This is a genomic window from Enterobacter sp. HMSC16D10, from assembly GCF_001807145.1.
GTDB lineage: Bacteria > Pseudomonadota > Gammaproteobacteria > Enterobacterales > Enterobacteriaceae > Enterobacter > Enterobacter roggenkampii.
This window is the reverse complement of sequence record NZ_KV787835.1, coordinates 1-24,615: the sequence shown is the minus strand read 5'-3', so window position 1 is coordinate 24,615 and position 24,615 is coordinate 1. Positions and strand designations below refer to the sequence as shown.

23 protein-coding genes and 1 pseudogene are annotated in these 24,615 nt (G+C 57.2%); 13 read left to right on the top strand and 11 right to left on the bottom strand.

The window, feature by feature from the left end:
• Positions 1-10: 10 nt before the first annotated feature.
• From nei to HMPREF3143_RS04030, 7 genes are all read right to left on the bottom strand, one after another.
• Positions 11-802, bottom strand: coding sequence for an endonuclease VIII (gene nei / locus HMPREF3143_RS04060; protein WP_021241018.1), 792 nt, complete (start codon positions 800-802; stop codon positions 11-13).
• Positions 803-820: 18 nt separating this feature from the next.
• Positions 821-1,561: a 5-oxoprolinase subunit PxpA gene (gene pxpA / locus HMPREF3143_RS04055; protein ID WP_025912732.1), complete on the bottom strand. Its 741-nt coding sequence runs from the start codon at positions 1,559-1,561 to the stop codon at positions 821-823.
• Complete coding sequence (pxpC, locus tag HMPREF3143_RS04050; RefSeq protein ID WP_021241019.1) at positions 1,548-2,480, bottom strand: 5-oxoprolinase subunit PxpC; 933 nt, start codon at positions 2,478-2,480, stop codon at positions 1,548-1,550. Before pxpC ends, pxpA begins: the two co-directional genes overlap by 14 nt.
• Complete coding sequence (pxpB, locus tag HMPREF3143_RS04045; RefSeq protein ID WP_045407779.1) at positions 2,474-3,130, bottom strand: 5-oxoprolinase subunit PxpB; 657 nt, start codon at positions 3,128-3,130, stop codon at positions 2,474-2,476. Before pxpB ends, pxpC begins: the two co-directional genes overlap by 7 nt.
• Before the next feature lie 14 nt (positions 3,131-3,144).
• Complete coding sequence (locus HMPREF3143_RS04040) at positions 3,145-3,888, bottom strand: type 2 GTP cyclohydrolase I (RefSeq protein ID WP_021241021.1); 744 nt, start codon at positions 3,886-3,888, stop codon at positions 3,145-3,147.
• A 10-nt stretch (positions 3,889-3,898) separates the two neighbouring features.
• Positions 3,899-5,311: a deoxyribodipyrimidine photo-lyase gene (gene phrB, locus HMPREF3143_RS04035; protein WP_039024417.1), complete on the bottom strand. Its 1,413-nt coding sequence runs from the start codon at positions 5,309-5,311 to the stop codon at positions 3,899-3,901.
• A gap of 341 nt (positions 5,312-5,652) precedes the next feature.
• Positions 5,653-5,859, bottom strand: coding sequence for a YbfA family protein (locus tag HMPREF3143_RS04030; RefSeq protein ID WP_008501079.1), 207 nt, complete (start codon positions 5,857-5,859; stop codon positions 5,653-5,655).
• A gap of 309 nt (positions 5,860-6,168) precedes the next feature.
• On the opposite strand from HMPREF3143_RS04030, the gene kdpF reads away from it, so the two are divergent.
• From kdpF to potE, 9 genes are all read left to right on the top strand, one after another.
• A complete protein-coding gene (gene kdpF / locus HMPREF3143_RS04025; RefSeq protein ID WP_014069365.1) occupies positions 6,169-6,258 on the top strand; it encodes a K(+)-transporting ATPase subunit F in 90 nt (29 codons plus the stop codon).
• Positions 6,258-7,937 (top strand): potassium-transporting ATPase subunit KdpA, encoded by a 1,680-nt coding sequence (gene kdpA, locus HMPREF3143_RS04020; RefSeq protein WP_070531857.1) that lies wholly within the window; start codon positions 6,258-6,260, stop codon positions 7,935-7,937. Before kdpF ends, kdpA begins: the two co-directional genes overlap by 1 nt.
• 18 nt (positions 7,938-7,955) lie before the next feature.
• A complete protein-coding gene (gene kdpB / locus HMPREF3143_RS04015; RefSeq protein WP_070531854.1) occupies positions 7,956-10,004 on the top strand; it encodes a potassium-transporting ATPase subunit KdpB in 2,049 nt (682 codons plus the stop codon).
• A gap of 12 nt (positions 10,005-10,016) precedes the next feature.
• Complete coding sequence (gene kdpC / locus HMPREF3143_RS04010) at positions 10,017-10,592, top strand: potassium-transporting ATPase subunit KdpC (RefSeq protein ID WP_023343593.1); 576 nt, start codon at positions 10,017-10,019, stop codon at positions 10,590-10,592.
• Positions 10,593-13,280, top strand: coding sequence for a two-component system sensor histidine kinase KdpD (kdpD, locus tag HMPREF3143_RS04005; RefSeq protein WP_023326914.1), 2,688 nt, complete (start codon positions 10,593-10,595; stop codon positions 13,278-13,280).
• The gene (gene kdpE, locus HMPREF3143_RS04000; RefSeq protein ID WP_008501074.1) at positions 13,277-13,954 is read left to right on the top strand and encodes a two-component system response regulator KdpE; all 678 of its coding nucleotides are present in this window, start codon (positions 13,277-13,279) and stop codon (positions 13,952-13,954) included. The genes kdpD and kdpE overlap by 4 nt, the downstream gene beginning before the upstream one ends.
• 278 nt (positions 13,955-14,232) lie before the next feature.
• Positions 14,233-14,337 carry a leader peptide SpeFL gene (gene speFL, locus HMPREF3143_RS24565; RefSeq protein ID WP_003858645.1) on the top strand — a complete coding sequence of 35 codons (105 nt, stop codon included), beginning with the start codon at positions 14,233-14,235 and terminating at the stop codon, positions 14,335-14,337.
• Positions 14,338-14,591: 254 nt separating this feature from the next.
• Positions 14,592-16,790 (top strand): ornithine decarboxylase SpeF, encoded by a 2,199-nt coding sequence (gene speF, locus HMPREF3143_RS03995; RefSeq protein ID WP_023326913.1) that lies wholly within the window; start codon positions 14,592-14,594, stop codon positions 16,788-16,790.
• The gene (gene potE, locus HMPREF3143_RS03990) at positions 16,787-18,100 is read left to right on the top strand and encodes a putrescine-ornithine antiporter (protein WP_008501072.1); all 1,314 of its coding nucleotides are present in this window, start codon (positions 16,787-16,789) and stop codon (positions 18,098-18,100) included. The genes speF and potE overlap by 4 nt, the downstream gene beginning before the upstream one ends.
• 90 nt (positions 18,101-18,190) lie before the next feature.
• Here the strand turns inward: potE and pgm are convergent, their stop codons facing one another.
• Entirely contained in the window at positions 18,191-19,831 is a 1,641-nt protein-coding gene (pgm, locus tag HMPREF3143_RS03985; protein WP_023343591.1) for a phosphoglucomutase (alpha-D-glucose-1,6-bisphosphate-dependent), read from the bottom strand.
• Between the two features lie 24 nt (positions 19,832-19,855).
• Positions 19,856-20,404, bottom strand: coding sequence for a replication initiation negative regulator SeqA (seqA, locus tag HMPREF3143_RS03980; RefSeq protein WP_008501070.1), 549 nt, complete (start codon positions 20,402-20,404; stop codon positions 19,856-19,858).
• A gap of 183 nt (positions 20,405-20,587) precedes the next feature.
• On the opposite strand from seqA, the gene ybfF reads away from it, so the two are divergent.
• The 4 genes from ybfF to fur all read left to right on the top strand — a co-directional run bounded on the left by ybfF (position 20,588) and on the right by fur (position 23,201).
• On the top strand, positions 20,588-21,361 hold the full coding sequence (ybfF, locus tag HMPREF3143_RS03975; RefSeq protein ID WP_008501069.1) for an esterase: 774 nt from the start codon (positions 20,588-20,590) through the stop codon (positions 21,359-21,361).
• A gap of 128 nt (positions 21,362-21,489) precedes the next feature.
• The gene (ybfE, locus tag HMPREF3143_RS03970) at positions 21,490-21,777 is read left to right on the top strand and encodes a LexA regulated protein (protein ID WP_008501068.1); all 288 of its coding nucleotides are present in this window, start codon (positions 21,490-21,492) and stop codon (positions 21,775-21,777) included.
• A 155-nt stretch (positions 21,778-21,932) separates the two neighbouring features.
• The gene (gene fldA / locus HMPREF3143_RS03965; RefSeq protein ID WP_008501067.1) at positions 21,933-22,463 is read left to right on the top strand and encodes a flavodoxin FldA; all 531 of its coding nucleotides are present in this window, start codon (positions 21,933-21,935) and stop codon (positions 22,461-22,463) included.
• 291 nt (positions 22,464-22,754) lie between these two features.
• Positions 22,755-23,201 (top strand): ferric iron uptake transcriptional regulator, encoded by a 447-nt coding sequence (gene fur, locus HMPREF3143_RS03960; protein WP_008501066.1) that lies wholly within the window; start codon positions 22,755-22,757, stop codon positions 23,199-23,201.
• A gap of 91 nt (positions 23,202-23,292) precedes the next feature.
• On the opposite strand, the gene chiQ is transcribed toward fur, so the two are convergent.
• Together chiQ and chiP are read right to left on the bottom strand one after the other, a co-directional pair.
• Positions 23,293-23,619 (bottom strand): ChiQ/YbfN family lipoprotein, encoded by a 327-nt coding sequence (gene chiQ / locus HMPREF3143_RS03955; RefSeq protein WP_070531919.1) that lies wholly within the window; start codon positions 23,617-23,619, stop codon positions 23,293-23,295.
• A gap of 47 nt (positions 23,620-23,666) precedes the next feature.
• Positions 23,667-24,615 (bottom strand): annotated as a pseudogene (gene chiP, locus HMPREF3143_RS03950) (chitoporin); the annotation flags it as partial.

Below are 24,615 nucleotides of genomic sequence, written 5' to 3'. Positions count from 1 at the left end.
CCCGGCTTTTTTATTTTTGACAATGTGGACACCAGTAAAAGGGTCTCGAAGAGAGCATAATCCTGTCGATAATCCCGCCGCACCGCTCGCACTTCTTCCCCGCCCGATGAAACACCTTGAACCGGAACAGCGCCCCGTGGTGCTTGTTTTCATCTACGATGCCACGCGTGTTGTACGACAGCCGCGGAATGTCCAGCAGCGCGTGGGACAGCGCCTCCAGCTGTTCATCGCTCAGCTGAGAAGCTTTGTGCTGCGGTGCCAGCCCGACTTCCCAGAGGATCTCCACCCGCAGGTAGTTGCCAAGCCCGGCGAGAAAGGCCTGGTCAAGGAACAGGCCGGAAAACTGCCGGTTGCGGAATGTGGGCGATAGCAGCCGGGCCTTCACATCGCTCGCCGTCAGGCGCATATCCAGCACGTCCGGCCCAACCCGCTGTAAGAACGGGTGCGTGAGCAACTGCTCAGGCGTTAACATTTCGATATCAGAGGCGCTATAGAGCAGGATCGCCTTATCCGCCGTTTGCAGCCTGACGCGCAGCACGCGGGTCGTTTGCGGCTGTTCACCCGCCTCCACCACGCGCCACACGCCGTAAAGCTGGTTATGGCTATATAACGTCAGGTTATGGGAAAAGTGCGTGAGCAACGCTTTGCCGCGCGTTTCAATATGCGTTACCGACTGCCCCACCAGCTGTGATTCAAACGGTTTCAGTTGAGGAAAAGCAAACCAGACCTCCGTCAGCGGTTTGCCCTTTATCGCCGCCTCGAGGCTATCCGCCGCGCGGCGGATCTCCGGGCCTTCTGGCATTTTTCTGTCCTTTTATGATTAATCTGCGCTGACAAGAATGCCCTCTTCAGCGAACGCGGCCCGCAGGCGGCGCGCGAACTGGAGCGCATGCTCGCCATCGCCGTGTAAACATACCGTATCAGCCTGAACGTGCGCCGTTGTGCCATCCACGGCGGTCACTCGCCCGTAGCGCACCATCTCCAGCGTCTGCGCCAGCGCTTTCGCTTCATCGGTAATCAGCGCACCGGCTTGCGTGCGCGGAACCAGACTGCCGTCCGGCATGTATCCCCGATCGGCAAACACCTCCTGCCGCGTGGTCAGCCCCAGCCGTTCTCCGGCACGAATAAGCTCACTGCCCGCCAGGCCGACCAGAATCAGCTGCGGATTACAGTCCCGCACCGCACGGGCAATCGCCGCCGCCAGCACCGGGTCTTTTGCCGCCTGGTTATAGAGCATACCGTGCGGCTTCACGTGACGCAGTACGCCCTTCCCGGCGCGAACCATCGCCTCCAGCGCGCCAGTCTGGTAGAGCACCTGCGCGTAGACCGTCTCAGGCGGCAGGTCCATCGCGGTGCGACCAAAGTTATCCCGGTCAGGGAAGCTCGGGTGAGCGCCAATCGCCACGCCATTTTTGATGGCATGACGCACGCTCTCCAGCATGGTTTGCGCATCGCCCGCGTGAAAGCCGCAGGCAATATTGACCGAAGAGACCAGCGTCATCAGCGCCGCGTCGGCGCTGCCGCCCTCGCCCAGATCGGCGTTTAAATCAATCTTTACCATCGAGCCTCCACGCCAGCTGTTCGAGATAGCGCTGCTGATCCTGCCGCGCCTTTAGCGCTTCCTCCAGCGAACACTGCACGAAGTGAATCGGCTGACCGAGGGGAATTTGCGCCAGATGGTAGCGATCGGCTTCAATAATGCAGGCAATTCGCGGATAGCCCCCCGTCGTCTGCGCGTCGTTCATTAAGACGATCGGTTGCCCGTTGCCTGGAACCTGAATCACGCCGGGCAACAAACCGTGGGAGAGCAGTTCCCGGTCGGTGGTCCGGATCAGCGGCTGCCCCTGCAGACGATAGCCCATTCGGTTACTCTGCGGACTAAGCTTCCACGGCGCGCGCCAGAAAGACTCTTTTGAGGCCTCGTCGAACTCATGATATTCCGGCCCCGGTAAGGCGCGGATCTGGTTTCCCCAGAGAAGTTGTTTCACCCCCTGAGCCGTCGAGAAGTGACGCGAAGAGGGCTTAATCGCCAGGCGATCGCCGTCGCGCAACAGACGTCCTTCGTGACCGCCTATCCCGGCTTTCTGATCGGTACTGGATGAGCCCAGCACCTCAGGCACATCAATGCCGCCAGCCACCGCGAGATAGCTACGCACGCCGTGCAGAGGACGCTTTAAGGTCAGACGCTGCCCGGCTTTCGCCCGCAGACGCCAGCCGGTCCACACCGCTTTGCCGTCCAGCGTGGCATCACAGCCGGCGCCGGTGAGCGCGAACCAGGTCTCCTGACCAAACTCAATGACACACTGGCCGAGCGTAATTTCGAGCGCCGCCGTGCTGCCGGGGTTGCCCACCAGCACGTTAGCAATTTCCAGCGCTGGACGGTCCAGCGCGCCACAATAGCTCACGCCGGACTGGCGCATGCCAAAGCGCCCGGCATCCTGTACGGAGGTGTAAAGCCCGGCGCGAATAAGCGTTAACATACCCCCTCCTTCTGCGGGATAAAGCGAAGGGTGTCGCCCGGGCGCAGGAGTATTGGCGACGCCAGCGCGGGGTCAAATAACGGGGTGGAGGTATGCCCAATAAGCTGCCAACCACCGGGCGAAGCCAGCGGATATACGCCGGTCTGCTCGCCACCAATCGCGACCGTCCCCGCCGGTACGCTCAGGCGCGGTTCAGCGCGGCGCGGCGTATGCAGCCGGGGAGATAATCCCCCCAGATACGGGAATCCGGGCTGGAATCCCAGGAACCAGACGACGTAATCCACCGAACTGTGCAGTTCAACCACCTGCTTTTCGGTGAGCCCGCAATGGTCTGCGACCACACCAAGATCCGGTCCCCCCGTACCGCCATAAACGACCGGGATCTCAATGGCACGCGATTCCGGCTCCAGCGCCTCGCTCTCTTCCCACCAGCGCTGTAAACGCTCGATGGCATCCAGCGCCAGCGTATGCGGACTACGCAGCACCACCGTGATGTTATTCATCCCCGGAATGGCTTCAACCACGTCCGGCAGATCGACCAGACGCTGGGTTAGCCGCCAGATACGCTTTTGCGTGGCAAGGGTCACCGGCGGCTCGAGCTCCAGAACCACTGCCGTTTCTCCCAGAAGATAACAACGCGCTCGCTGCACTCAGGCACCTCTCATCAGGCCGGATTAGGGATATCAATAAAGGTTACATCCAGATCGGTATTTTCCGTCAGCCACTCGCTGAGGGCCCGAATGCCGCCGCGCTCGGTGGCATGATGACCGGCCGCGTAGAAATGCAGCCCCTGTTCACGCGCCGAATGAATGGTCTGCTCGGAAACCTCGCCGGTGATAAAGGCATCAACACCGAAGCGCGCGGCGCTGTCGATAAAGCCCTGCCCGCCCCCGGTGCACCAGGCAACGCGTTTTACCAGGTCCGCGCCCGTATCGCCGCACCACAGCGGGCGACGCCCCAGGCGCGCTTCAATCCACGAGGCCAGCTCCAGTCCGGGAACCGGCATCGCCAGCTCGCCCCACGGCACCAGCGGCTCGATTTCGCCCATTACGGTAATTCCCAACAGCTGCGCAAGCTGAACGTTGTTGCCCAGTTCCGGGTGTGCGTCCAGCGGCAGGTGGTAACCGTACAGGTTGATGTCATTTGCCAGCAACGTTTTCAGGCGGTTGCGCTTCATGCCGCGAATAATCGGTGATTCGTTTTTCCAGAAGTAGCCGTGATGGACAATCACCGCATCGGCTTCCTGACGGACAGCCTCGTCCAGCAGCGCCTGGCTTGCCGTGACGCCGGTGATAATTTTCTGCACCGTTTCGCGCCCTTCTACCTGCAGGCCATTTGGGCCGTAGTCGCTAAAGGAGGCGGTATTGAGTTTTTCGTTAATCAGGCGTTCCAGTTCACTGTTTTTCATCTTTATGCTCTCAAACTTTTCGGGCGGCTTCGTACGCCGCCAGCGTGGCGGTGCGCGCCTGTTTATGGTCAACAATCGGGCGGGGATAATCGAGCTTTACGCCCTGTTTATCCGCCCATGCCCACGGGTCGTGGATCGCTTTCGCAGGAACGTTCCTGAGCGCGGGCAACCAGCGGCGGATAAAGTCGCCGTTGGCATCAAATTTTTGCCCCTGAGTGGTCGGATTAAAAATCCTGAAATAGGGAGCCGCATCGGTGCCGGTAGAGGCCGCCCACTGCCAGCCGCCGTTATTCGCAGCGAGATCGCCGTCGATCAGCTGAGAGATAAAATAGCGCTCTCCGATACGCCAGTCGATAAGCAGATCCTTCACCAGAAAGCTGGCGGTAATCATTCGCAGGCGGTTGTGCATCCACCCGGTTTCATTCAGCTGGCGCATGGCGGCATCAACAATCGGATAGCCCGTTTCCCCTTTTTGCCAGGCCTGTAAACGTGCCTCATCGTGCTGCCATTTTACGTTGTCGGTCCAGGGGATGAACGGACGATGCTTACAAAGATCGGGATGATACGTCATCAGATGGCGATAGAATTCACGCCAGATGAGTTCGTTCAGCCACACCGAACCCGCCCCACCGTCCATCGCCTGCGGCTGCTCGGCCAGAAGACGATGTAAACACTGGCGAGGAGAGAGTACGCCCAGCGCCAGGCTTGCCGATAAGCGGCTTGTCCCTTCAATCGCCGGGAAATCCCTGCGCGCGTCGTACTCTCCCGCGCCCTGTTTGCAAAACTGGCGCAGCTTCGCAATTGCTGCCTTCTCGTTTGCGGGGAACAGAAGCTCATCGAATGCCTGTTGGGGATAGTTAAACGTTAATTCAGGCAGCGTGGTTATAGCTTCCCCTCTGGCTGCGGGTGCGGGTACGCACTCCGGCAGCGCCTCTTTCAGACGTTTAACAAAAGCATTTTTAAACGGCGTGAACACTTTATACATTTCATGGCCGCCGGTCATGACGCTGCCCGGTGCCAGCATTACGCTGTCATCAAATCCTTCACAAACCACCTCGCCCAGAATGTTCTCCAGTTGGCGATCCCGCAGCCGTTCGTTCAGCTCGTACTGGTAGTTATAAAAAAGATGCGTGACGCCGTTCTGCTGACATACCTCCCGCAACATCTTAAGCTGCGCGGCAAAGTCACTGACCTCTTTGTAGATCAGCGGGATACCTTTTTCAGCCAGTGAGTGTTGCAGATCGTTCAGATGCGATTTGAGGTAAGCCGCCTGCCGCGGGGCCATATCATGCTGCTGCCACTGTTCGGGCGTAGCGATAAACAGCGCCAGCACGCTGGCGTCATCGGAACGGCAGGCTGCCGCGAGTGCGAAGTTGTCATGTACGCGCAGGTCCGCGCGAAACCAAACCAGATGGGTGGGCATAAAACTCCAGGCTATTGTCCATTATGTCCATAAGGGCATGCCGTAAAAGGAAAAAGCATGCATTGAACTACTTTGCCATGAAGTGTAGACGGGATGAAATAAAAAAGGCCGCCCAAGGCGGCCTTACAGACTAATGACAAGGTGCATGCTGTGCATTTCGCCCGGCGGCGCTACGCTTGCAAGGGCCTACAATGAAACATGCAATGCATTGATCTCTTTGCCCTGTGTAGGCCGGGTAAGCGCAGCGTCACCCGGCAAGAAAGACGGCTATTATGTGCCTGTAAACCCTGACGAGGGGCTATCGCTCCCCCCGGCGTTTTTTTCTGGGTGTCGTCTTAGTATCAGTAAAAATCGCAGGTCGCTTTCTCGGCCTGATCCATCCACACCGGCTTCTCGCTGGTTTTCGCCCAGACGCGGTGCAAATAGCTATAAAAACGTGCACGATCTTTCCAGAACAGCATCACCGGCAGAGCCAGCACGCCAGCCACTACGGCGAAAGCGCGGCGCATGAACACGATATGAGCCGGAAACTCTTTATAAAGATCCATATTTTTCTCCCCTATAGTTGGCCGGAAACGTCATCCGGAAAATTCAAAATCTGTGACCTGGCTAAAATAATATCGCTTTGTTTGTAATTTTACTACTCATCCGACCACTTATTTTCGTCCGTTTAGCCAAAATTTACATTCACGCCGTAATTAAGTTACAAAAAAGTTAACGATTTACTTATCAATAGTTAAATTGTGGGCTTTGCCATTTTTATACTTTTTTTACACCCGCCCTTCTCATTTTTGCGAAATCTTTGCGCCATAAATCCTACCGTTAGCACAACAACAAAAGTCACCCGGAGGTGGATTGTGAGTGCAGGTCTCATTGCTGGCATCGTGCTGGTGTTCCTGTTATTGGGTTATCTGGTTTATGCCCTGATTAATGCGGAGGCATTCTGATGGCTGCTCAGGCGTTTTTGCTTATTGCCAGTTTCTTAGTGGTGTTGTTCGTCCTGGCAAGGCCACTGGGCTCGGGGCTGGCACGGCTGATCAATAACGTTCCCCTGCCCGGCACGGGAAGCGTTGAAAAAGGGATCTGGCGCGTACTGGGTATAGACGATCGGGAGATGAACTGGCGTGACTATCTGATCGCCATTCTGCTGCTGAATATCGTTGGCCTCATCGCGCTTTTTGCCATGCTGATGTTGCAGGGTGTCCTGCCTTTGAATCCGCAGCAGTTACCGGGCCTGTCCTGGCATCTGGCGCTAAACACGGCGGTCAGTTTTGTCACCAACACCAACTGGCAGTCCTATGCCGGTGAAACCACGCTCAGCTACTTCAGCCAGATGGTCGGGTTAACCGTGCAGAACTTCCTCTCTGCCGCCAGCGGTATTGCGGTGATCTTCGCGCTAACGCGGGCGTTTGCGCGCCAGAAAGTGAGCACGCTGGGTAACGCGTGGGTGGATCTGACGCGCATTACGCTGTGGATCCTGCTGCCGATTGCGCTGCTGATCGCACTGTTCTTCATTCAGCAGGGCACCCTGCAAAACCTGCTGCCTTACGCACCTTATACCTCGCTGGAAGGCGCAAAACAGCTCCTGCCGATGGGGCCAGTGGCGTCGCAGGAAGCCATCAAAATGCTCGGGACGAACGGTGGCGGCTTCTTCAACGCCAACTCCTCGCACCCGTTCGAAAACCCGACCGCCCTGACCAATTTTGTGCAGATGCTGGCGATTTTCCTGATCCCCGCCGCGCTCTGCTTTGCCTTTGGCGACGTGGTCAACGATCGCCGTCAGGGGCGTACCCTGCTCTGGACCATGTCGCTGATCTTTGTGGTCTGTGTTGCGCTGGTGATGTGGGCCGAATGGCAGGGTAATCCGCACTTCCTCTCACTGGGTGCAGATAGCGCAATCAACATGGAAGGTAAAGAGAGCCGCTTTGGCATTCTCGCCAGCAGCCTGTATGCGGTGGTCACCACGGCAGCGTCGTGCGGGGCCGTCAATGCCATGCATGATTCCTTTACGGCGCTGGGCGGCATGATCCCGATGTGGCTGATGCAGATTGGCGAGGTGGTGTTTGGCGGCGTGGGCTCCGGTCTTTACGGCATGCTGCTGTTCGTGCTGCTGGCGGTGTTTATTGCCGGTCTGATGATTGGCCGCACCCCGGAGTATCTGGGTAAAAAGATCGACGTTCGCGAGATGAAGTTAACCGCACTGGCGATTCTGGTCACCCCGACTCTCGTGCTGCTCGGCACCGCGCTGGCGTTGATGACCGAGGCTGGACGCAGCGGCATCTTTAACCCCGGCATTCACGGTTTTAGCGAAGTGCTGTATGCCGTCTCCTCTGCCGCCAACAACAACGGCAGCGCCTTTGCAGGCTTAAGCGCCAACTCTCCGTTCTGGAACTGTCTGCTGGCGTTCTGCATGTTTGTGGGCCGCTTCGGGATCATTGTGCCGGTTATGGCGATAGCCGGATCGCTGGTGAACAAAAAAATCCAACCGACCACCACCGGAACGTTACCGACCCACGGCGCGCTGTTTATCGGCCTGCTGACGGGCACCGTGTTGCTGGTCGGCGCCCTGACCTTTATCCCCGCCCTCGCGTTAGGCCCGGTCGCGGAATACCTCTCTTTACGCTGATTTTGCGGAGAAATTGTCATGAGTCGTAAACAACTGGCCCTGTTCGAACCGTCATTAGTTCGCCAGGCGCTCATGGATGCGGTGAAAAAGCTGAGCCCGCGCGTGCAGTGGCACAACCCGGTGATGTTTATCGTCTGGGCGGGAAGCGTCCTGACCACCGCCCTGGCGATTGCCATGGGAACGGGCCATATGCCGGGAAATGCGATGTTTACCGGCGCCATCAGCCTGTGGCTGTGGTTTACCGTGCTGTTCGCCAACTTTGCAGAAGCGCTGGCGGAAGGCCGGAGCAAAGCCCAGGCCAACAGCCTGAAAGGGGTGAAAAAGACCGCCTTCGCACGCAAGCTACGTGAGCCGAAGTACGGCGCGCAGATGGACCACGTTCCGGCAGATGAACTGCGTAAAGGCGATGTGGTGCTGGTGGAAGCCGGTGACATCATCCCTTGCGACGGCGAAGTTATTGAAGGGGGCGCATCGGTCGATGAGAGCGCCATCACCGGCGAATCCGCGCCGGTGATCCGTGAGTCCGGCGGCGATTTCGCCTCCGTGACGGGCGGGACGCGCATTCTCTCCGACTGGCTGGTGATCCAGTGCAGCGTTAACCCGGGTGAAACCTTCCTCGACCGGATGATCGCCATGGTGGAAGGCGCACAGCGTCGTAAAACGCCAAACGAGATTGCCCTGACCATCCTGCTGGTGGCCCTGACCATTGTCTTCCTGCTGGCAACCGCGACGCTCTGGCCGTTCTCTGCCTATGGCGGTACCGCGGTCACCGTCACGGTGCTGGTGGCGCTGCTGGTTTGTCTGATCCCCACCACCATCGGCGGCCTGCTGTCGGCCATCGGCGTGGCCGGCATGAGCCGTATGCTCGGTGCCAACGTCATCGCCACCAGCGGGCGTGCGGTGGAAGCCGCCGGTGACGTGGATGTCTTGCTGCTGGATAAAACCGGGACCATTACCCTCGGTAACCGCCAGGCGTCGGATTTCTTACCCGCCCCGGGCGTGGATGAAAAAACGCTGGCGGATGCCGCGCAGCTCTCATCCCTTGCCGATGAAACCCCGGAAGGCCGCAGTATCGTGATCCTCGCCAAGCAGCGCTTTAACCTGCGCCAGCGCGACGTTCAGAGCCTGCACGCCACGTTCGTGCCCTTTACGGCGCAAACCCGCATGAGCGGAATTAACATTCAGGATCGCATGATCCGTAAAGGCTCGGTTGACGCGATCCGCCGCCACATCGAGGCTAACAACGGCCACTTCCCGCCGGAAGTGGACAGCCTGGTCGAAAGCGTGGCCCGTCAGGGGGCGACGCCGCTGGTGGTGGCCGAAGGCGCGCGCGTGCTCGGGGTCATTGCCCTGAAGGACATCGTCAAAGGCGGCATCAAAGAGCGCTTTGCCCAGCTGCGTAAAATGGGGATCAAAACGGTAATGATCACCGGGGATAACCGTCTTACCGCCGCGGCGATTGCCGCCGAAGCGGGCGTGGATGATTTCCTTTCTGAAGCCACCCCGGAAGCCAAGCTGGCACTGATTCGTCAGTATCAGGCGGAAGGCCGTCTGGTGGCGATGACCGGCGACGGGACCAACGATGCCCCTGCCCTCGCACAAGCCGACGTGGCGGTGGCGATGAACTCCGGAACCCAGGCCGCAAAAGAGGCGGGCAACATGGTCGACCTCGACTCTAACCCGACCAAGCTGATTGAAGTGGTGCACATCGGCAAGCAGATGCTGATGACGCGCGGTTCGCTGACCACGTTCAGTATCGCCAACGACGTGGCGAAGTATTTCGCCATCATTCCGGCCGCGTTTGCTGCGACCTATCCGCAATTAAACGCCCTGAACGTGATGCACCTGCACTCTCCGGCCTCGGCCATTCTGAGCGCAGTGATTTTTAACGCCCTGATTATTGTCTTCCTGATCCCGCTGGCGCTGAAGGGCGTGAGCTATAAGCCGCTCACGGCGGCCGCCATGCTGCGCCGTAACCTGTGGATTTACGGCCTGGGCGGGCTGGTGGTGCCCTTCGTCGGTATCAAGGCTATCGACCTGCTGTTGACGCTGTTCGGCCTGGTTTAAAAGGTGAATCAAATGACAATGTTACGCCCCGCTATACTTCTGTTCATACTGCTGTCTCTCATTACCGGCGGGCTGTACCCGCTGGTGACCACCGCGCTGGGCCAGTGGTGGTTTAAGGATCAGGCCAACGGCTCGCTGATACTGCAAAACGGTGAAAACCGCGGCTCTCGCCTGATTGGTCAGAACTTTACGGATGCCCGCTACTTCCAGGGACGCCCTTCCGCCACTGCCGAAAGCCCGTATAATCCGATGGCATCCGGCGGCAGCAACCTGGCGGGCAGCAACCCCGAGCTGGACAAAGCCGTCGCTGAGCGCGTGGCAGCCCTGCGCGCCGCGAATCCGCAGGCCAGCCGTGACGTTCCCGTGGAGCTGGTAACCGCCTCGGCCAGCGGACTGGACTACAGCCTGACGCCAGCAGCCGTGGCATGGCAGATCCCGCGCGTCGCCGCTGCCCGTCAGCTGACCGTCGAACAGGTGAGCAGGCTTGTGGCAGAGCACACGCAAAAGCCGCTGGTCAGCTTCATCGGCATGCCCGTGGTAAATATTGTTGAGCTGAATCTGGCGCTGGACGCGCTAAGGAAAAACTAAATGACCGACGAGCCCATGCGCCCGGATCCGGACAGGCTGCTCGAACAAACAGCTGAGGCCCATCGCGGCAAACTGAAAATTTTCTTCGGCGCCTGCGCGGGCGTCGGGAAAACCTTCGCCATGCTGACGGAAGCCCAGCGGCTTCGGGCGCAGGGGCTCGATATTCTGATCGGCGTGGTTGAAACCCACGGACGTAAAGAGACGGCATCACTGCTGAAGGGGCTGGCTACCCAGCCGCCCCGCCGCATCAGCCACCGCGGTCGGTTAGTCACCGAATTCGATCTCGATGCCGCCCTCGCCCGCCGCCCCGCGCTTATCCTGATGGACGAGCTGGCGCACAGCAATGCGCCAGGCTCGCGCCACCCCAAACGCTGGCAGGACGTTGAAGAATTACTTGAAGCCGGTATCGATGTGTTCACCACGGTTAACGTTCAGCATCTCGAAAGCCTGAACGACGTGGTCAGCGGCGTGACCGGCATTCAGGTGCGAGAGACGGTGCCGGATCCCTTCTTTGATTCCGCGGACGAGGTGGTGCTGGTCGACCTGCCCCCCGATGATTTACGCCAGCGCCTGCATGAAGGCAAAGTCTACATCGCCGGCCAGGCCGAGCGCGCCATCGAACATTTCTTCCGTAAAGGTAACCTGATTGCCCTGCGCGAGCTGGCTCTGCGTCGTACTGCCGATCGCGTCGACGATCAGATGCGCGCCTGGCGCGACCTGCAGGGCCAGGAGCGCGTCTGGCACACGCGGGACGCCATCCTGCTGTGCGTGGGGCACGGCAGCGGCAATGAAAAGCTTGTCCGCACCGCCGCGCGCCTGGCAGCCAAATTTGGCAGCGTCTGGCATGCGGTGTATGTTGAAACGCCGCAGCTGCACGCGCTGCCCGAAAACCAGCGCCGCGCGATCCTGAGTTCGCTGCGCCTGGCGCAGGAGCTGGGCGCGGAGACCGCCACCCTTTCCGATCCGCAGGAAGATAAAGCGATTCTGCGCTACGCGCGCGAGCATAACCTGGGGAAAATCGTCATTGGCCGTCGTCAGCATCGGCGCTGGTTTAGCCGCGAATCCTTTGCCGACAAGCTGGCCCGTCGCGCGCCGGATCTGGATCTGGTGATCGTGGCGCTGGACGACAAACCTACCCCCTTACCCAATCGCGCGCCGGACAGCCGTACCTTCAGCGATAAATGGCGCATTCAGCTTCGCGGCTGTCTCGTCGCCGTCGTGCTCTGCGCCCTGATTACCGTGATTGCCAGCCAGTGGCTGATCGCGTTTGATGCCGCCAACCTGGTGATGATCTACCTTTTAGGCGTGGTGGTGGTGGCGCTCTTCTACGGGCGCTGGCCGTCGGTCCTGGCGACGGTGATCAACGTCATCAGCTTCGATCTGTTCTTTATTGCCCCCCGCGGGACGCTAGCCGTCTCGGACGTGCAGTACATCCTCACCTTTGCCGTCATGCTCACCGTCGGGCTGGTGATCGGCAATCTGACGGCGGGCGTGCGCTATCAGGCGCGCATCGCCCGCTATCGCGAACAGCGCACGCGCCATCTCTATGAGATGTCGAAATCGCTGGCGGTGGGCCGCACGCCGCTGGATATCGTGCAGACCAGCGAGCAGTTTATCCGCTCGACGTTTCATGCCAGCAACCTGATTTTACTCCCGGACGAACACGGCAAGCTGCGCCCGCTGACCTCCGCCACAGGCATGACGCCCTGGGACGAAGCCATCGCGCGCTGGAGCTTTGACAAAGGCTTACCGGCGGGCGCAGGGACCGACACCCTCCCCGGCGTGCCCTACCAAATTCTGCCCCTGCGCAGCGCCGATAAAAATCAGGGGCTGGTCATCGTGGAGCCTTCCAACCTGCGCCAGCTGATGATTCCCGAACAGCAGCGACTGCTGGAGACCTTTACCCTACTGGTGGCCAGCGCGCTGGAACGACTGGCCCTCACCGCCAGCGAGGAACAGGCCCGTCTGGCGAGCGAGCGTGAAAGCATTCGTAACTCGCTGCTGGCGGCGCTCTCTCACGATCTGCGTACCCCGCTCACCGTCCTGTTTGGTCAGTCAGAAATTCTGACGCTGGACCTGGCGGCGGAAGGCTCGAAGCATGCCCTTCAGGCCAGCGAGATCCGCCAGCACGTGCTGAATACCACGCGCCTGGTGAATAACCTGCTCGACATGGCGCGTATCCAGTCGGGCGGTTTTAACCTCAAAAAAGAGTGGCTCACGCTGGAAGAGGTGGTGGGCAGCGCGCTGAAAATGCTCGAGCCCGGCCTGGGCGGGCGACATATTGCGCTGAACATGCCTGAACCCCTGACCTTAATTCACGTTGATGGTCCGCTGTTTGAACGGGTGCTGATCAACCTGTTGGAAAATGCCGCCAAATATGCGGGCGCCAGCGCGCAGATTGGGGTGGATGCGACGGTGGACGACGGCGCGCTTCGCCTTAACGTCTGGGATACCGGCCCGGGCATTCCTGCCGGGCAGGAGTCGGCTATTTTCGAGAAATTCGCGCGCGGCAATAAGGAGTCGGCCATTCCGGGCGTGGGGCTGGGGCTGGCCATTTGCCAGGCGATCATTGACGTCCACGGCGGGGCCATTTCCGCGGAGAATCGTCCGGAAGGCGGTGCGCGTTTTTGTGTTACACTTCCTCTGGAAACCCCGCCAGAACTTAATGAATTACCAGAGGATTTGTGATCAACGTTCTGATTGTTGAAGATGAGATCGCCATTAGCCGTTTTCTGCGCGCTGCGCTGGAAGGAGACGGTCTGCGCGTCCATGATGCAGGTACGCTTCAGCGGGGGTTAATTGAAGCCGCCACCCGCAAGCCGGACCTGGTGATCCTCGATCTGGGTCTCCCGGACGGTGACGGCATCGATTTTATTCGTGAAGTCCGTCAGTGGAGCCAGATGCCGATCCTCGTGCTCTCCGCCCGTACTGAAGAGACGGATAAAATCGCCGCGCTGGATGCCGGGGCGGATGACTACCTGATTAAACCGTTTGGCATCGGCGAGCTACAGGCTCGCCTGCGCGTGGCGCTGCGTCGCCACAGCGCCACCACGCCTGCCGATCCAACCTACACGTTTGGGGATATCCGGGTTGACCTGGCCGCGCGGCGCATTGTGCGCGGCGAAGAGGAAATTCACCTCACGCCCATCGAATTTCGCCTGCTCGCCGTGCTGCTCAACAATCACGGCAAGGTTCTCACCCAGCGCCAGCTGTTAAGTCAGGTGTGGGGACCCAACGCCGTGGAACATAGTCACTATTTACGCATATATATGGGCCATCTTCGTCAGAAACTCGAAGTCGACCCCGCTCGCCCTCGCCATTTATTAACTGAAACCGGTATCGGTTATCGGTTTATGCTCTGAATAACTATTCATTTTATTTTTAAATAAAATCAAAACCTCTCAGAAAATATTTCATAAATAATCCACTCGATATTTTTTGGGTTATTTATGTCCATTTAAAACATTTGCAATACATCCTGTTAACCCGATACCAACAAATCAGAATTTTGATCTGCGATATTCATCAAAAACGACTATTTATTTCTAAAATGATCGGTTAACGGTGATCTCCTTCACAGTTAATCGCGTTTTCCTGGATAAAATGACCGTGCTTTCAATTACTGAAAGGAAAATAAATCATGGAAAACAACAATCGTTTAATGCCCCATATAAGGCGGACAACACATATCATGATGTTTGCCCACCGAAACTGCTTTGACTTTCATCTCTTTAATGCCCGGTAGTCCTTCGACTTCTGGCGCACTCACTTACAGGTTATCCTGAAACATCTTATTTTACAGGCCATTGCCTGTGAACGCGTGCGCTCATTCATTTTGATTCAGACCCATCCGCACCGGGCGGACTGAATTTCAATCATCAAAAAAGCAATGTACTGATTTTAATCAGCGGCCACCCTTTGCTTTTTTTCCGGAAAATTATCGATTTCTTTTTTGCAAGAAATCGAGGGACGCTTATTACCTAAAATAAAGAGAGAAAGATGAAAAGTTTAAAAATCGCAGCCAGCCGCGCCTGTCCTGATTGCTTTACCACCCAGCGTGAACTGGTGGATGTCCGGGCCTCGGATTATATCGACGTTGCCGCTATTGTGCTGGCGGTCAGTGATATTACCGACGGCATACTGGAAGAAATAGAAGCCACCGGATTTGGCATTCCTGTTTTTGTCGCGACGCATAAAGAAGAATTCATTCCGGCAGATTATTTATCGCGCATTCATGGCGTATTTGAGTATTCAGACACCAGCAACGACTTTTATGGACGCCAGCTGGAGGCGGCTGCCCTGAAGTATGAAACCCAGCTGCGTCCGCCGTTTTTCCGCGCCCTTGTCGACTATGTAAAACAGGGCAACAGCGCGTTTGACTGCCCGGGGCATCAGGGCGGCCAGTTCTTCCGCCGCCATCCTGCCGGTAATCAGTTCGTTGATTTCTTTGGCGAGACGCTTTTCCGCGCCGATCTGTGCAACGCCGACGTGGCAATGGGCGATCTGCTGATCCACGAAGGCGCGCCGTGCATCGCACAGCAGCATGCGGCGAAGGTCTTTAATGCCGATAAGACCTATTTCGTGCTCAACGGCACCTCGTCATCCAACAAAGTGGTGCTGAACGCCCTGCTCACCCCGGGCGACCTGGTGCTGTTCGACCGTAATAACCACAAATCCAACCATCACGGTGCCCTCCTTCAGGCAGGCGCAACGCCGGTCTATCTGGAAACCGCGCGCAACCCGTACGGCTTTATCGGCGGCATTGACGCCCACTGTTTTGAAGAAAGCTATCTTCGCGAGCTGGTGGCAGAAGTCGCACCCGGTCGTGCACGCGATGCGCGTCCGTTCCGTCTGGCGGTGATCCAGCTGGGCACCTACGATGGCACCATCTACAACGCTCGCCAGGTGGTGGATAAGATTGGGCACCTGTGTGATTACATCCTGTTTGACTCGGCCTGGGTGGGTTACGAGCAGTTTATTCCAATGATGGCCGACTGCTCGCCGCTGCTGCTGGAGCTGAACGAAAACGACCCGGGGATTTTGGTTACCCAGTCGGTGCATAAACAGCAGGCCGGCTTCTCCCAGACCTCGCAAATTCACAAGAAAGACAGCCACATCAAAGGTCAGCAGCGCTATGTCCCGCATAAGCGGCTGAATAATGCCTTTATGATGCACGCCTCCACCAGCCCGTTTTATCCGCTGTTTGCCGCGCTGGACATCAACGCCCGTATGCATGAAGGCCAGAGCGGCCGCAACATGTGGATGGACTGCGTGGTGAACGGTATCGAAGCGCGCAAGCTGATTCTGGAGAACTGCCGGTATCTGCGCCCCTTCGTGCCGGAGACGGTGGATGGCCGTCCGTGGGAAAGCTGGGACACGGCGGAGATTGCGACCGATCTACGCTTCTTCCACTTCGTACCGGGTGAAAACTGGCACGCTTTTGAAGGCTACGCCGAGCATCAGTATTTTATCGACCCGTGCAAGCTCCTGCTGACCACGCCGGGCATTAACGCCCGCACCGGGGAGTATGACGGCTTTGGCGTGCCCGCCACCATCCTCGCCAACTTCCTGCGTGAAAACGGCATCGTGCCGGAGAAATGCGATCTCAACTCGATCCTGTTCCTGCTCACGCCTGCGGAAGATATGGGCAAGCTGCAGCAGCTGGTGGCGCAGCTGGTGCGTTTCGAAAAACTGCTCGAGAGCGATGCTCCATTAAAAGAGGTGCTGCCTTCCATCTGCAGACAACATCCGGAACGTTACGCGGATTACACCCTGCGCCAGATCTGCCAGGAGATGCACGACCTGTACGCCCGTCACAATGTCAAACAGCTGCAGAAAGAGATGTTCCGCAAGTCCCATTTCCCGCGGGTGATGATGAACCCGCAGGACGCGAACTACGCCTATCTGCGCGGAGAAGTGGAACTGGTCTCCCTGCGCGACGCGGAAGGCCGCATCGCCGCCGAAGGCGCCCTCCCTTATCCACCGGGGGTATTGTGCGTGGTTCCAGGGGAGGTCTGGGGCGGCTCCGTGCTGCGCTACTTCGCCGCGCTGGAAGAAGGCATCAACCTGCTGCCGGGCTTCGCGCCGGAGCTGCAGGGTGTGTACGTCGAAGAGTGCGAGGGTCGCAAACAGGTTCGCTGTAACGTCATCAAACAACCCGCCGCTCAGCCCGCGCTGCTGAAAGGAGAGAAATTATGAGTAAGTCCAATAAGATGGGCGTGGTGCAGCTGACCATCCTCACCATGGTGAACATGATGGGTTCAGGGATCATTATGCTGCCCACCAAGCTTGCCGAAGTAGGAACCATTTCAATTATCTCCTGGCTGGTGACCGCCGTCGGCTCGATGGCGCTTGCGTGGGCATTTGCCAAGTGCGGGATGTTCAGCCGCAAGTCAGGCGGCATGGGGGGCTACGCCGAGTATGCCTTTGGCAAGTCGGGCAACTTTATGGCCAACTATACCTACGGGGTGTCACTGCTGATCGCCAACGTGGCGATTGCCATCTCCGCCGTGGGCTACGGTACGGAGCTGTTTGGCGCGACGCTTAGCCCGGTACAGATTGGCCTGGCCACCATCGGCGTGTTGTGGATCTGCACCGTGGCTAACTTTGGCGGGGCGCGTATCACCGGACAGCTCTCCAGCATCACCGTCTGGGGCGTGATTATTCCGGTTGTCGGCCTGTGCATCATCGGCTGGTTCTGGTTCAGCCCGACCCTGTACGCCAACTCCTGGAACCCGCACCATGTGCCGTTCTTCAGCGCAGTCGGCTCTTCTATCGCCATGACGCTCTGGGCCTTCCTGGGCCTGGAATCCGCCTGCGCGAACGCAGAAGTGGTTGATAACCCTGAAAAGAACGTGCCGATTGCGGTCCTCGGCGGTACGCTGGGCGCGGCGGTGATCTATATCGTCTCGACAAACGTCATTGCGGGCATCGTTCCGAACATGGATCTGGCCAACTCCACGGCGCCGTTCGGACTGGCCTTCGCGCAGATGTTCACGCCGGAAGTCGGGAAAGTGATTATGGGTCTGATGGTCATGTCATGCTGCGGTTCACTGCTTGGCTGGCAGTTCACCATCGCACAAGTATTTAAATCTTCGGCTGATGAAGGTTACTTCCCCAAAATCTTCTCCCGCGTCACCAAAGCCGATGCGCCGGTGCAGGGCATGCTGGCGATTGTTATCTTCCAGAGTGGATTGTCGCTGATGACCATTAGCCCGTCGCTGAACAGCCAGTTCAACGTGCTGGTCAACCTGGCGGTGGTGACGAACATCATTCCGTATATTCTGTCGATGGCGGCGCTAGTGATTATTCAGAAGGTTGCGAAGGTGGATCCGCGCAAGGCGCGTGCGGCCAATATCGTGGCGCTGATTGGCGCAATCTACAGCTTCTATGCGCTCTATTCCTCCGGCCAGGAAGCGATGCTGTATGGTGCGATGGTGACCTTTATGGGCTGGACGCTGTACGGTCTGGTGTCGCCACGGTTTGAATTGAAGAATAAGCACAGTTGAAAAAAAGCCCGGTGGCGCTAGCGCTTACCGGGCCTACGATCGTTGTTGTAGGCCGGGCAAACGCAGTGCCGCCCGGCACACAAACCGCACTTACGCGTTTTTCAGCACTTCGCTGACAATCTCTACCGCTTCTTTCTCAATCTGCTGACGATGCTCAGCGCCGAGGAAGCTTTCGCAATAGATTTTATACGCATCTTCCGTACCGGATGGACGCGCAGCGAACCAGCCGTTTTCGGTCATTACTTTCAGACCACCAATAGACGCACCGTTACCCGGTGCCGCCGTCAGACGCGCGGTGATCGGATCGCCCGCCAGAGTGCTTGCACTGACCATCTCCGGAGAGAGTTTGGACAGGGCCGCTTTCTGGGCAGACGTTGCGCTGGCCTGAATACGGTTATAGCTTGGCGCACCAAAGCGTGCTGCCAGGTCGTTGTAATGTTCCTGCGGGTTTTTACCGGTGACCGCGGTGATTTCCGCCGCCAGCAGGCACATGATGATGCCGTCTTTATCGGTTGACCACGGCGTGCCGTCGAAGCGCAGGAAAGAGGCCCCCGCGCTCTCTTCACCACCGAAGCCAAAGCTGCCGTCGTGCAGACCGTCAACAAACCATTTGAAGCCCACAGGTACTTCCACCAGCTTGCGGCCCAGCGCCTCGACCACGCGGTCGATCATCGCGGAGGAAACCAGCGTCTTACCGACAGCCACCTCTTTGCCCCACTGCGGACGGTGCTGGAACAGGTAGTTGATCGCAACAGCCAGATAGTGGTTCGGGTTCATCAGCCCGGCAGGAGTGACGATACCGTGACGGTCGTAATCCGGGTCGTTCGCAAACGCCAGATCGAATTTATCACGCAGCGCCAGCAGGCCCGCCATCGCGCACTCGGAGGAGCAGTCCATGCGGATCGCGCCGTCTTTGTCCAGGTGCATAAAGCGGAAGGTCTGATCGACGTGATCGTTCACGATGGTCAGATCCAGCTTATAGTGCTCGGCGATACGTTTCCAGTATTCAATACCGGAGCCGCCCAGCGGATCCACGCCCAGCTTCAGGCCGGCTTTCTGGATGGCCGCCATATCGACGATCTCCGCCAGCCCTTCCACGAACGGCTGAACCAGATCCTGCTCTTTTACGTGGCCGGACGCCATGGCCGCATCCAGAGAGATGCGCTTCACGCCTTTCAGACCGTCAGCCAGCAGGGCGTTCGCACGATCTTCCACCACTTTGGTGACGTTAGTGTCTGCCGGGCCACCGTTAGGCGGGTTGTATTTGATGCCGCCGTCTTCCGGCGGGTTGTGGGATGGCGTGATCACGATACCGTCAGCCAGCGCGCCACCTTTTTTGTTGTGCACCAGGATGGCGTTAGAGACCGCAGGCGTTGGGGTGAAGCCGTTGTTCTCCTGAACAATCACATCGACGCCGTTCGCAGTCAGAACTTCCAGCACGGAGATAAAGGCCGGTTCAGACAGCGCATGGGTATCTTTCCCCACGTAGCAAGGACCGGTAACGCCATTTTTAGCGCGCTCTTCCGCAATGGCCTGAGCAATGGCCAGAATGTGCGGTTCGTTAAAGCTGTGGCGAGCCGCGCTGCCGCGGTGACCAGATGTACCAAACTTCACTGCGTGTTCTGCGTTGCCCACGACCGGCTTCAGCACGTAATACTGCGCGGTCAGCTGAGCGACGTTAATCAAATCGCTTTGTTGTGCAGGTTGGCCTGCACGGCTGTGATTTGCCATTACCGGGTCCTTCTGATGCAAGGGTTAAATTGTACCGCAAACCTTCTCAATCAATTCCGCCGGGAACTGCATGGACTGCATGATGTGTTCAATCATGCTGCACTTGCGGCCCGTATTGGTATTGGTGATCACCCAGTACGGGGTGCCAGGAACATGTTTGGGTTTGGTTTGATTGCCATTTTGCAGCAGCGTCTGCTCGTCGCCCGCGAAGTAGACGCGAGTACGACCGTGCAGCGACTCGGTCGCTTCAGCAAACGCTTTGTTATCCAGTGAATAAAGTGTAGACAGCACCAGCATAAAGCGGTTAACCGCCTTTTTTTGCTCCGCATATTCATCGGAGAGCAGCAGCTCGCGCATCGCGCGCACTTTATCTTTTGCCGGTGTCACGGCAGGTTTTGCTTGTGCAACAACGCTTGGCTGAGACACGACATCTTTGGTGACTGGGGTAGCAGGCTGTGAAGCGGCGGAAATTTTAAGCATGCGCCGTAAAATGTCGGACGCGCTCTCCCCGATATGCCGCGTCTGGCTGGCAATATACTGATAGAGTTCGTCATCAACTTCGATTGTTTTCATCTTAATCCAGTGCGATATCTTATCTGAATACAAGTCATTGGGATTATAAGGTCAAATCCCAACAGCGGATAGCGTCAAACCAGGTTGGCGGCAAAAGTCAGATTAAACTGGAACCTTGCAGCCGGGCGGCAGAATGGTCAACATGATACCCTAACCTGACATACGTAAAAAAAGAACTTTGCCATGAAATTGAATACCCGAGCGCAAACTGCACAATCGCCGAACAATAATTCTCCCATCGTACTGGTTCACGGGCTTTTTGGCAGCCTGGATAACCTGGGCGTGCTGGCGCGCGATCTGGTTACCGACCACGATATTCTTCAGGTTGATATGCGCAATCACGGTCTTTCTGGCCGTTCCGACGAGATGACCTACGCCGCGATGGCGCAGGATCTGCGGGATACGCTGGATGCCAACCACTTGCAAAAGGTGACCCTCATCGGGCATTCAATGGGCGGTAAAGCGGTGATGGCCCTTACGGCGCTGGCCCCGGAGCGTATTAACGGCCTGGTGGTGATTGATGTTGCGCCCGTGGATTACGACGTCCGCCGTCACGACGAAATTTTTGCCGCCATCAATGCGGTCACCGAAGCGGGTGTCGCGACGCGTCAGCAGGCGGCTGCCGTCATGCGTGAGCATCTTGATGAAGAAGGCGTCGTCCAGTTCCTGCTGAAGTCATTTGTTGACGGCAAGTGGCGTTTTAACGTGCCGGTGCTCTGGAACCAGTACAACAATATCGTGGGGTGGGAAACCGTCCCCGCCTGGCCACACCCTACCCTCTTTATTCGCGGCGGTAATTCCCCTTACGTTACCGACGCGTACCGCGACGCCATACTGGCGCAATTCCCGCAGGCTCGCGCCCACGTCATTGCCGGAGCCGGACACTGGGTTCATGCGGAAAAACCTGACGCCGTGCTGCGCGCCATTCGCCGCTATCTTGCTGATACTGCAAATTGATTAAAAAGAGAGCGACTGGAAGGCTGCGGGCTTCCAGTCGTTGGCGCGCCGTTTTTGGTGATGTATGATGGCGCGCTTATCGCCCGGGCATTAGCAGGGCGGCGTGTTTCCCCCGAAGTCTCAGAATCATGGCCAAAGAACAAACGGACCGTACGACACTAGATCTGTTCGCGAATGAGCGTCGCCCGGGACGACCGAAGACGAATCCGCTTTCGCGCGATGAACAGCTGCGTATCAATAAACGCAATCAGCTTAAACGCGATAAAAATCGTGGGCTTAAGCGTGTCGAACTGAAGCTCAACGCCGACGCGGTCGATGCGCTTAACGAGCTGGCCGACGCGCGAAATATTAGCCGCAGCGAGCTCATTGAAGAGATGTTGATCGCCCAGCTTGAGATGCTGCGCAGCCAGGCATAAGTCTGAAAATTCCCTTAATTACCCTTTTCATGTAGCACAGAGTGCAGTCCTGCGCGATAGCTGTTTCCGCAGGGTTGCCAGTTCTGCTATTATTGCCCTTATCCGTGGCCGAATTGCGCCACCATACTATTAAGTTTCAAGAGGTTATTTTACTCATGGCAATCATCGGCATTTTCTTTGGCAGTGATACCGGCAATACCGAAAATATCGCGAAAAACATTCAGAAACAGCTCGGTAAAGACGTTGCTGATGTGCATGACATCGCCAAGAGCAGCAAAGAAGATCTCGAAGGCTATGACATTCTGCTGCTGGGTATTCCGACCTGGTACTACGGCGAAGCCCAGTGCGACTGGGATGATTTCTTCCCGACGCTGGAAGAAGTGGACTTCAACGGTAAGCTGGTTGCCCTGTTTGGCTGTGGCGACCAGGAAGACTACGCCGAGTACTTCTGTGACGCGCTGGGTACCATCCGCGACATCATTGAGCCGAATGGCGCTGTAATCGTCGGCCACTGGCCAACCGCCGGTTACCACTTCGAAGCGTCCAAAGGCCTGGCCGATGACGATCATTTCGTGGGTCTGGCCATCGACGAAGACCGTCAGCCAGAACTGACTGCAGAGCGCGTCGAGAAATGGGTTAAGCAGATCCGTGAAGAACTGCACCTGGACGATATTCTCAACGCCTGATTTTTATCGCGGCGCAACGGCGGTTGCGCCCGCGCACCAGGTCAAACCGATTAAATTAATTGCTACAATCTTTTAACTTTTTCGCCCAGACCTGTACAATGTCTCCCTGATAAAATGTGGTTTTCCACCGAGCAAGTTTGTTGGTGATACCCCATTTTTATAAGCATATTTTGCCTGAGACTTGCAGTTTTCATTTAGCCATGGCAGTTCTATAATGAGACGCATTATCCCGGGTGCATTTTCTGTCACTTCCTACAGAAGTGAATCGTTTAGCAACAGGACAGATTCCGCATGACTGACAACAATACCGCATTAAAGAAGGCTGGCCTGAAAGTTACGCTTCCTCGGTTAAAAATCCTCGAAGTGCTTCAGGGTCCAGACAATCACCATGTCAGTGCGGAAGACCTTTATAAACGTCTTATCGACATGGGTGAAGAGATTGGGCTGGCTACCGTCTATCGCGTGCTGAACCAGTTTGATGACGCGGGCATTGTCACCCGTCATAATTTCGAAGGTGGTAAATCTGTCTTCGAACTGACCCAGCAGCAGCACCACGATCACCTGATCTGCCTCGACTGTGGCAAGGTCATTGAATTTAGCGATGACTCTATCGAAGCGCGCCAGCGTGAAATCGCCGCGCGTCACGGCATCCGTCTGACCAACCACAGCCTGTACCTTTATGGTCACTGCGCTGAAGGCGATTGCCGCGAAAATGAACATGCGCATGACGCAAAATAAGTGAGTGTTCATACTCTGAGCCAGCCGTAAGGTTGGCTTTTTTTTGCCAGAAAAAAGCCCGGTGGCACAGTGCCACCGGGCGTAAAGCAACTTATTTATTATTATTGCGTATCTCGTTCCAGATCTTGTCGCAACGCTGCGCCACTTCCTGATCGTTACCGGTTTTACGTGCCTGGATACAGGCCTGGTAATCCATCACGCGGACATTCTCCTGCGTCGCGAACTGCTCGTGCGCTTTCTCTTTCTTCAGCACGTTCAGCACGCTCTGGCAGGCTTCAATCTTCTCCGGCGAACCTTCCGCAGTATTAATGCAGGCGCTGTAGGCCTCCTTGAGACGGGAGTCCTCTTTCGGTGCCTGAGTCTGGGCACACGCCACCAGCCCCGATGCCAACAGCGCGACGATTACGATTTTTTTCATCATTTGCAGTCTCCGGTCCGGCGGGATCTAACCCGCCGGACGATTCATCAGAAGATGGTGAACGGTGCGATAACCATGAATTTCACGTCACGTTCATCCTGGAAGATGTTGCCGTAACCGCCCGCGTAGCTCGGGATATCGGAGTGGTTGTCGTACTGGGTGAAGTGCAGTTTGAACATCGTGCCTTTCGCGCGGCCATCCTGCAGGGTATAGATAGCATCCAGGCTGTAGGAAGACTCTTTCAGGCGATAGTTTGGATCGTAGTAAGCATCCGGTGTTGCCATGTCGGCTGGTTTTGCATCCCAGGCGTAAGCATAAGAAGCGCCCACCGCCCAGCCCGGCAGGTTCCAGTTTTTCAGATCATACATGGCGCCGAAGAAGACCGCCTTCTCACCGTCGGCGTTGAAATCGGAGCGGTTATCCCACCAGATATCAAGACGACCGTTGGAGGAAGCATAGGTCGGGGTCATACGCTGCAGGAAGTAGCCCTGCTGCCCTTCCGCTTTCACCCATGTGCCTTCCAGACGCAAATCAACCTGACCGACCTTGTAGCCGAAGGTTAACGCCTGCAGCCACGCGGTGCCGTCGTAGATATCATTGACGCCACCGTTACTGACTTTGTCGCGCGTACCGTAGAACTGGTAGCTGGTACTCAGCGGGCTACCCGCAATATCAAACTTATAGCTGGCCTTGGCAAAGTATTGATCGATATACCCTTGCGCCTGGCCGAATGCCGCTTCGAGAACCAGATCGTTTTTGAAGTCGTATTTCGCACCCAGCGAGTGGAGGTAATCGACTTTGGTTTTCTTATCGTTCTGGTAGAACTTGTCCATTTCAATGTGCCACGGTGCTTTGTACTCGTTGGTCCACATATAGGAGAAGCTCAGCGCACCTGCGTCACCGTAGTCAAAGTTAGCCCCGGCTTCTGCACCCTGATAGGTACCCGGCATAAAGCTCCAGTGTGTACTGCACCCATTTTGTTGGACGATGAAATGG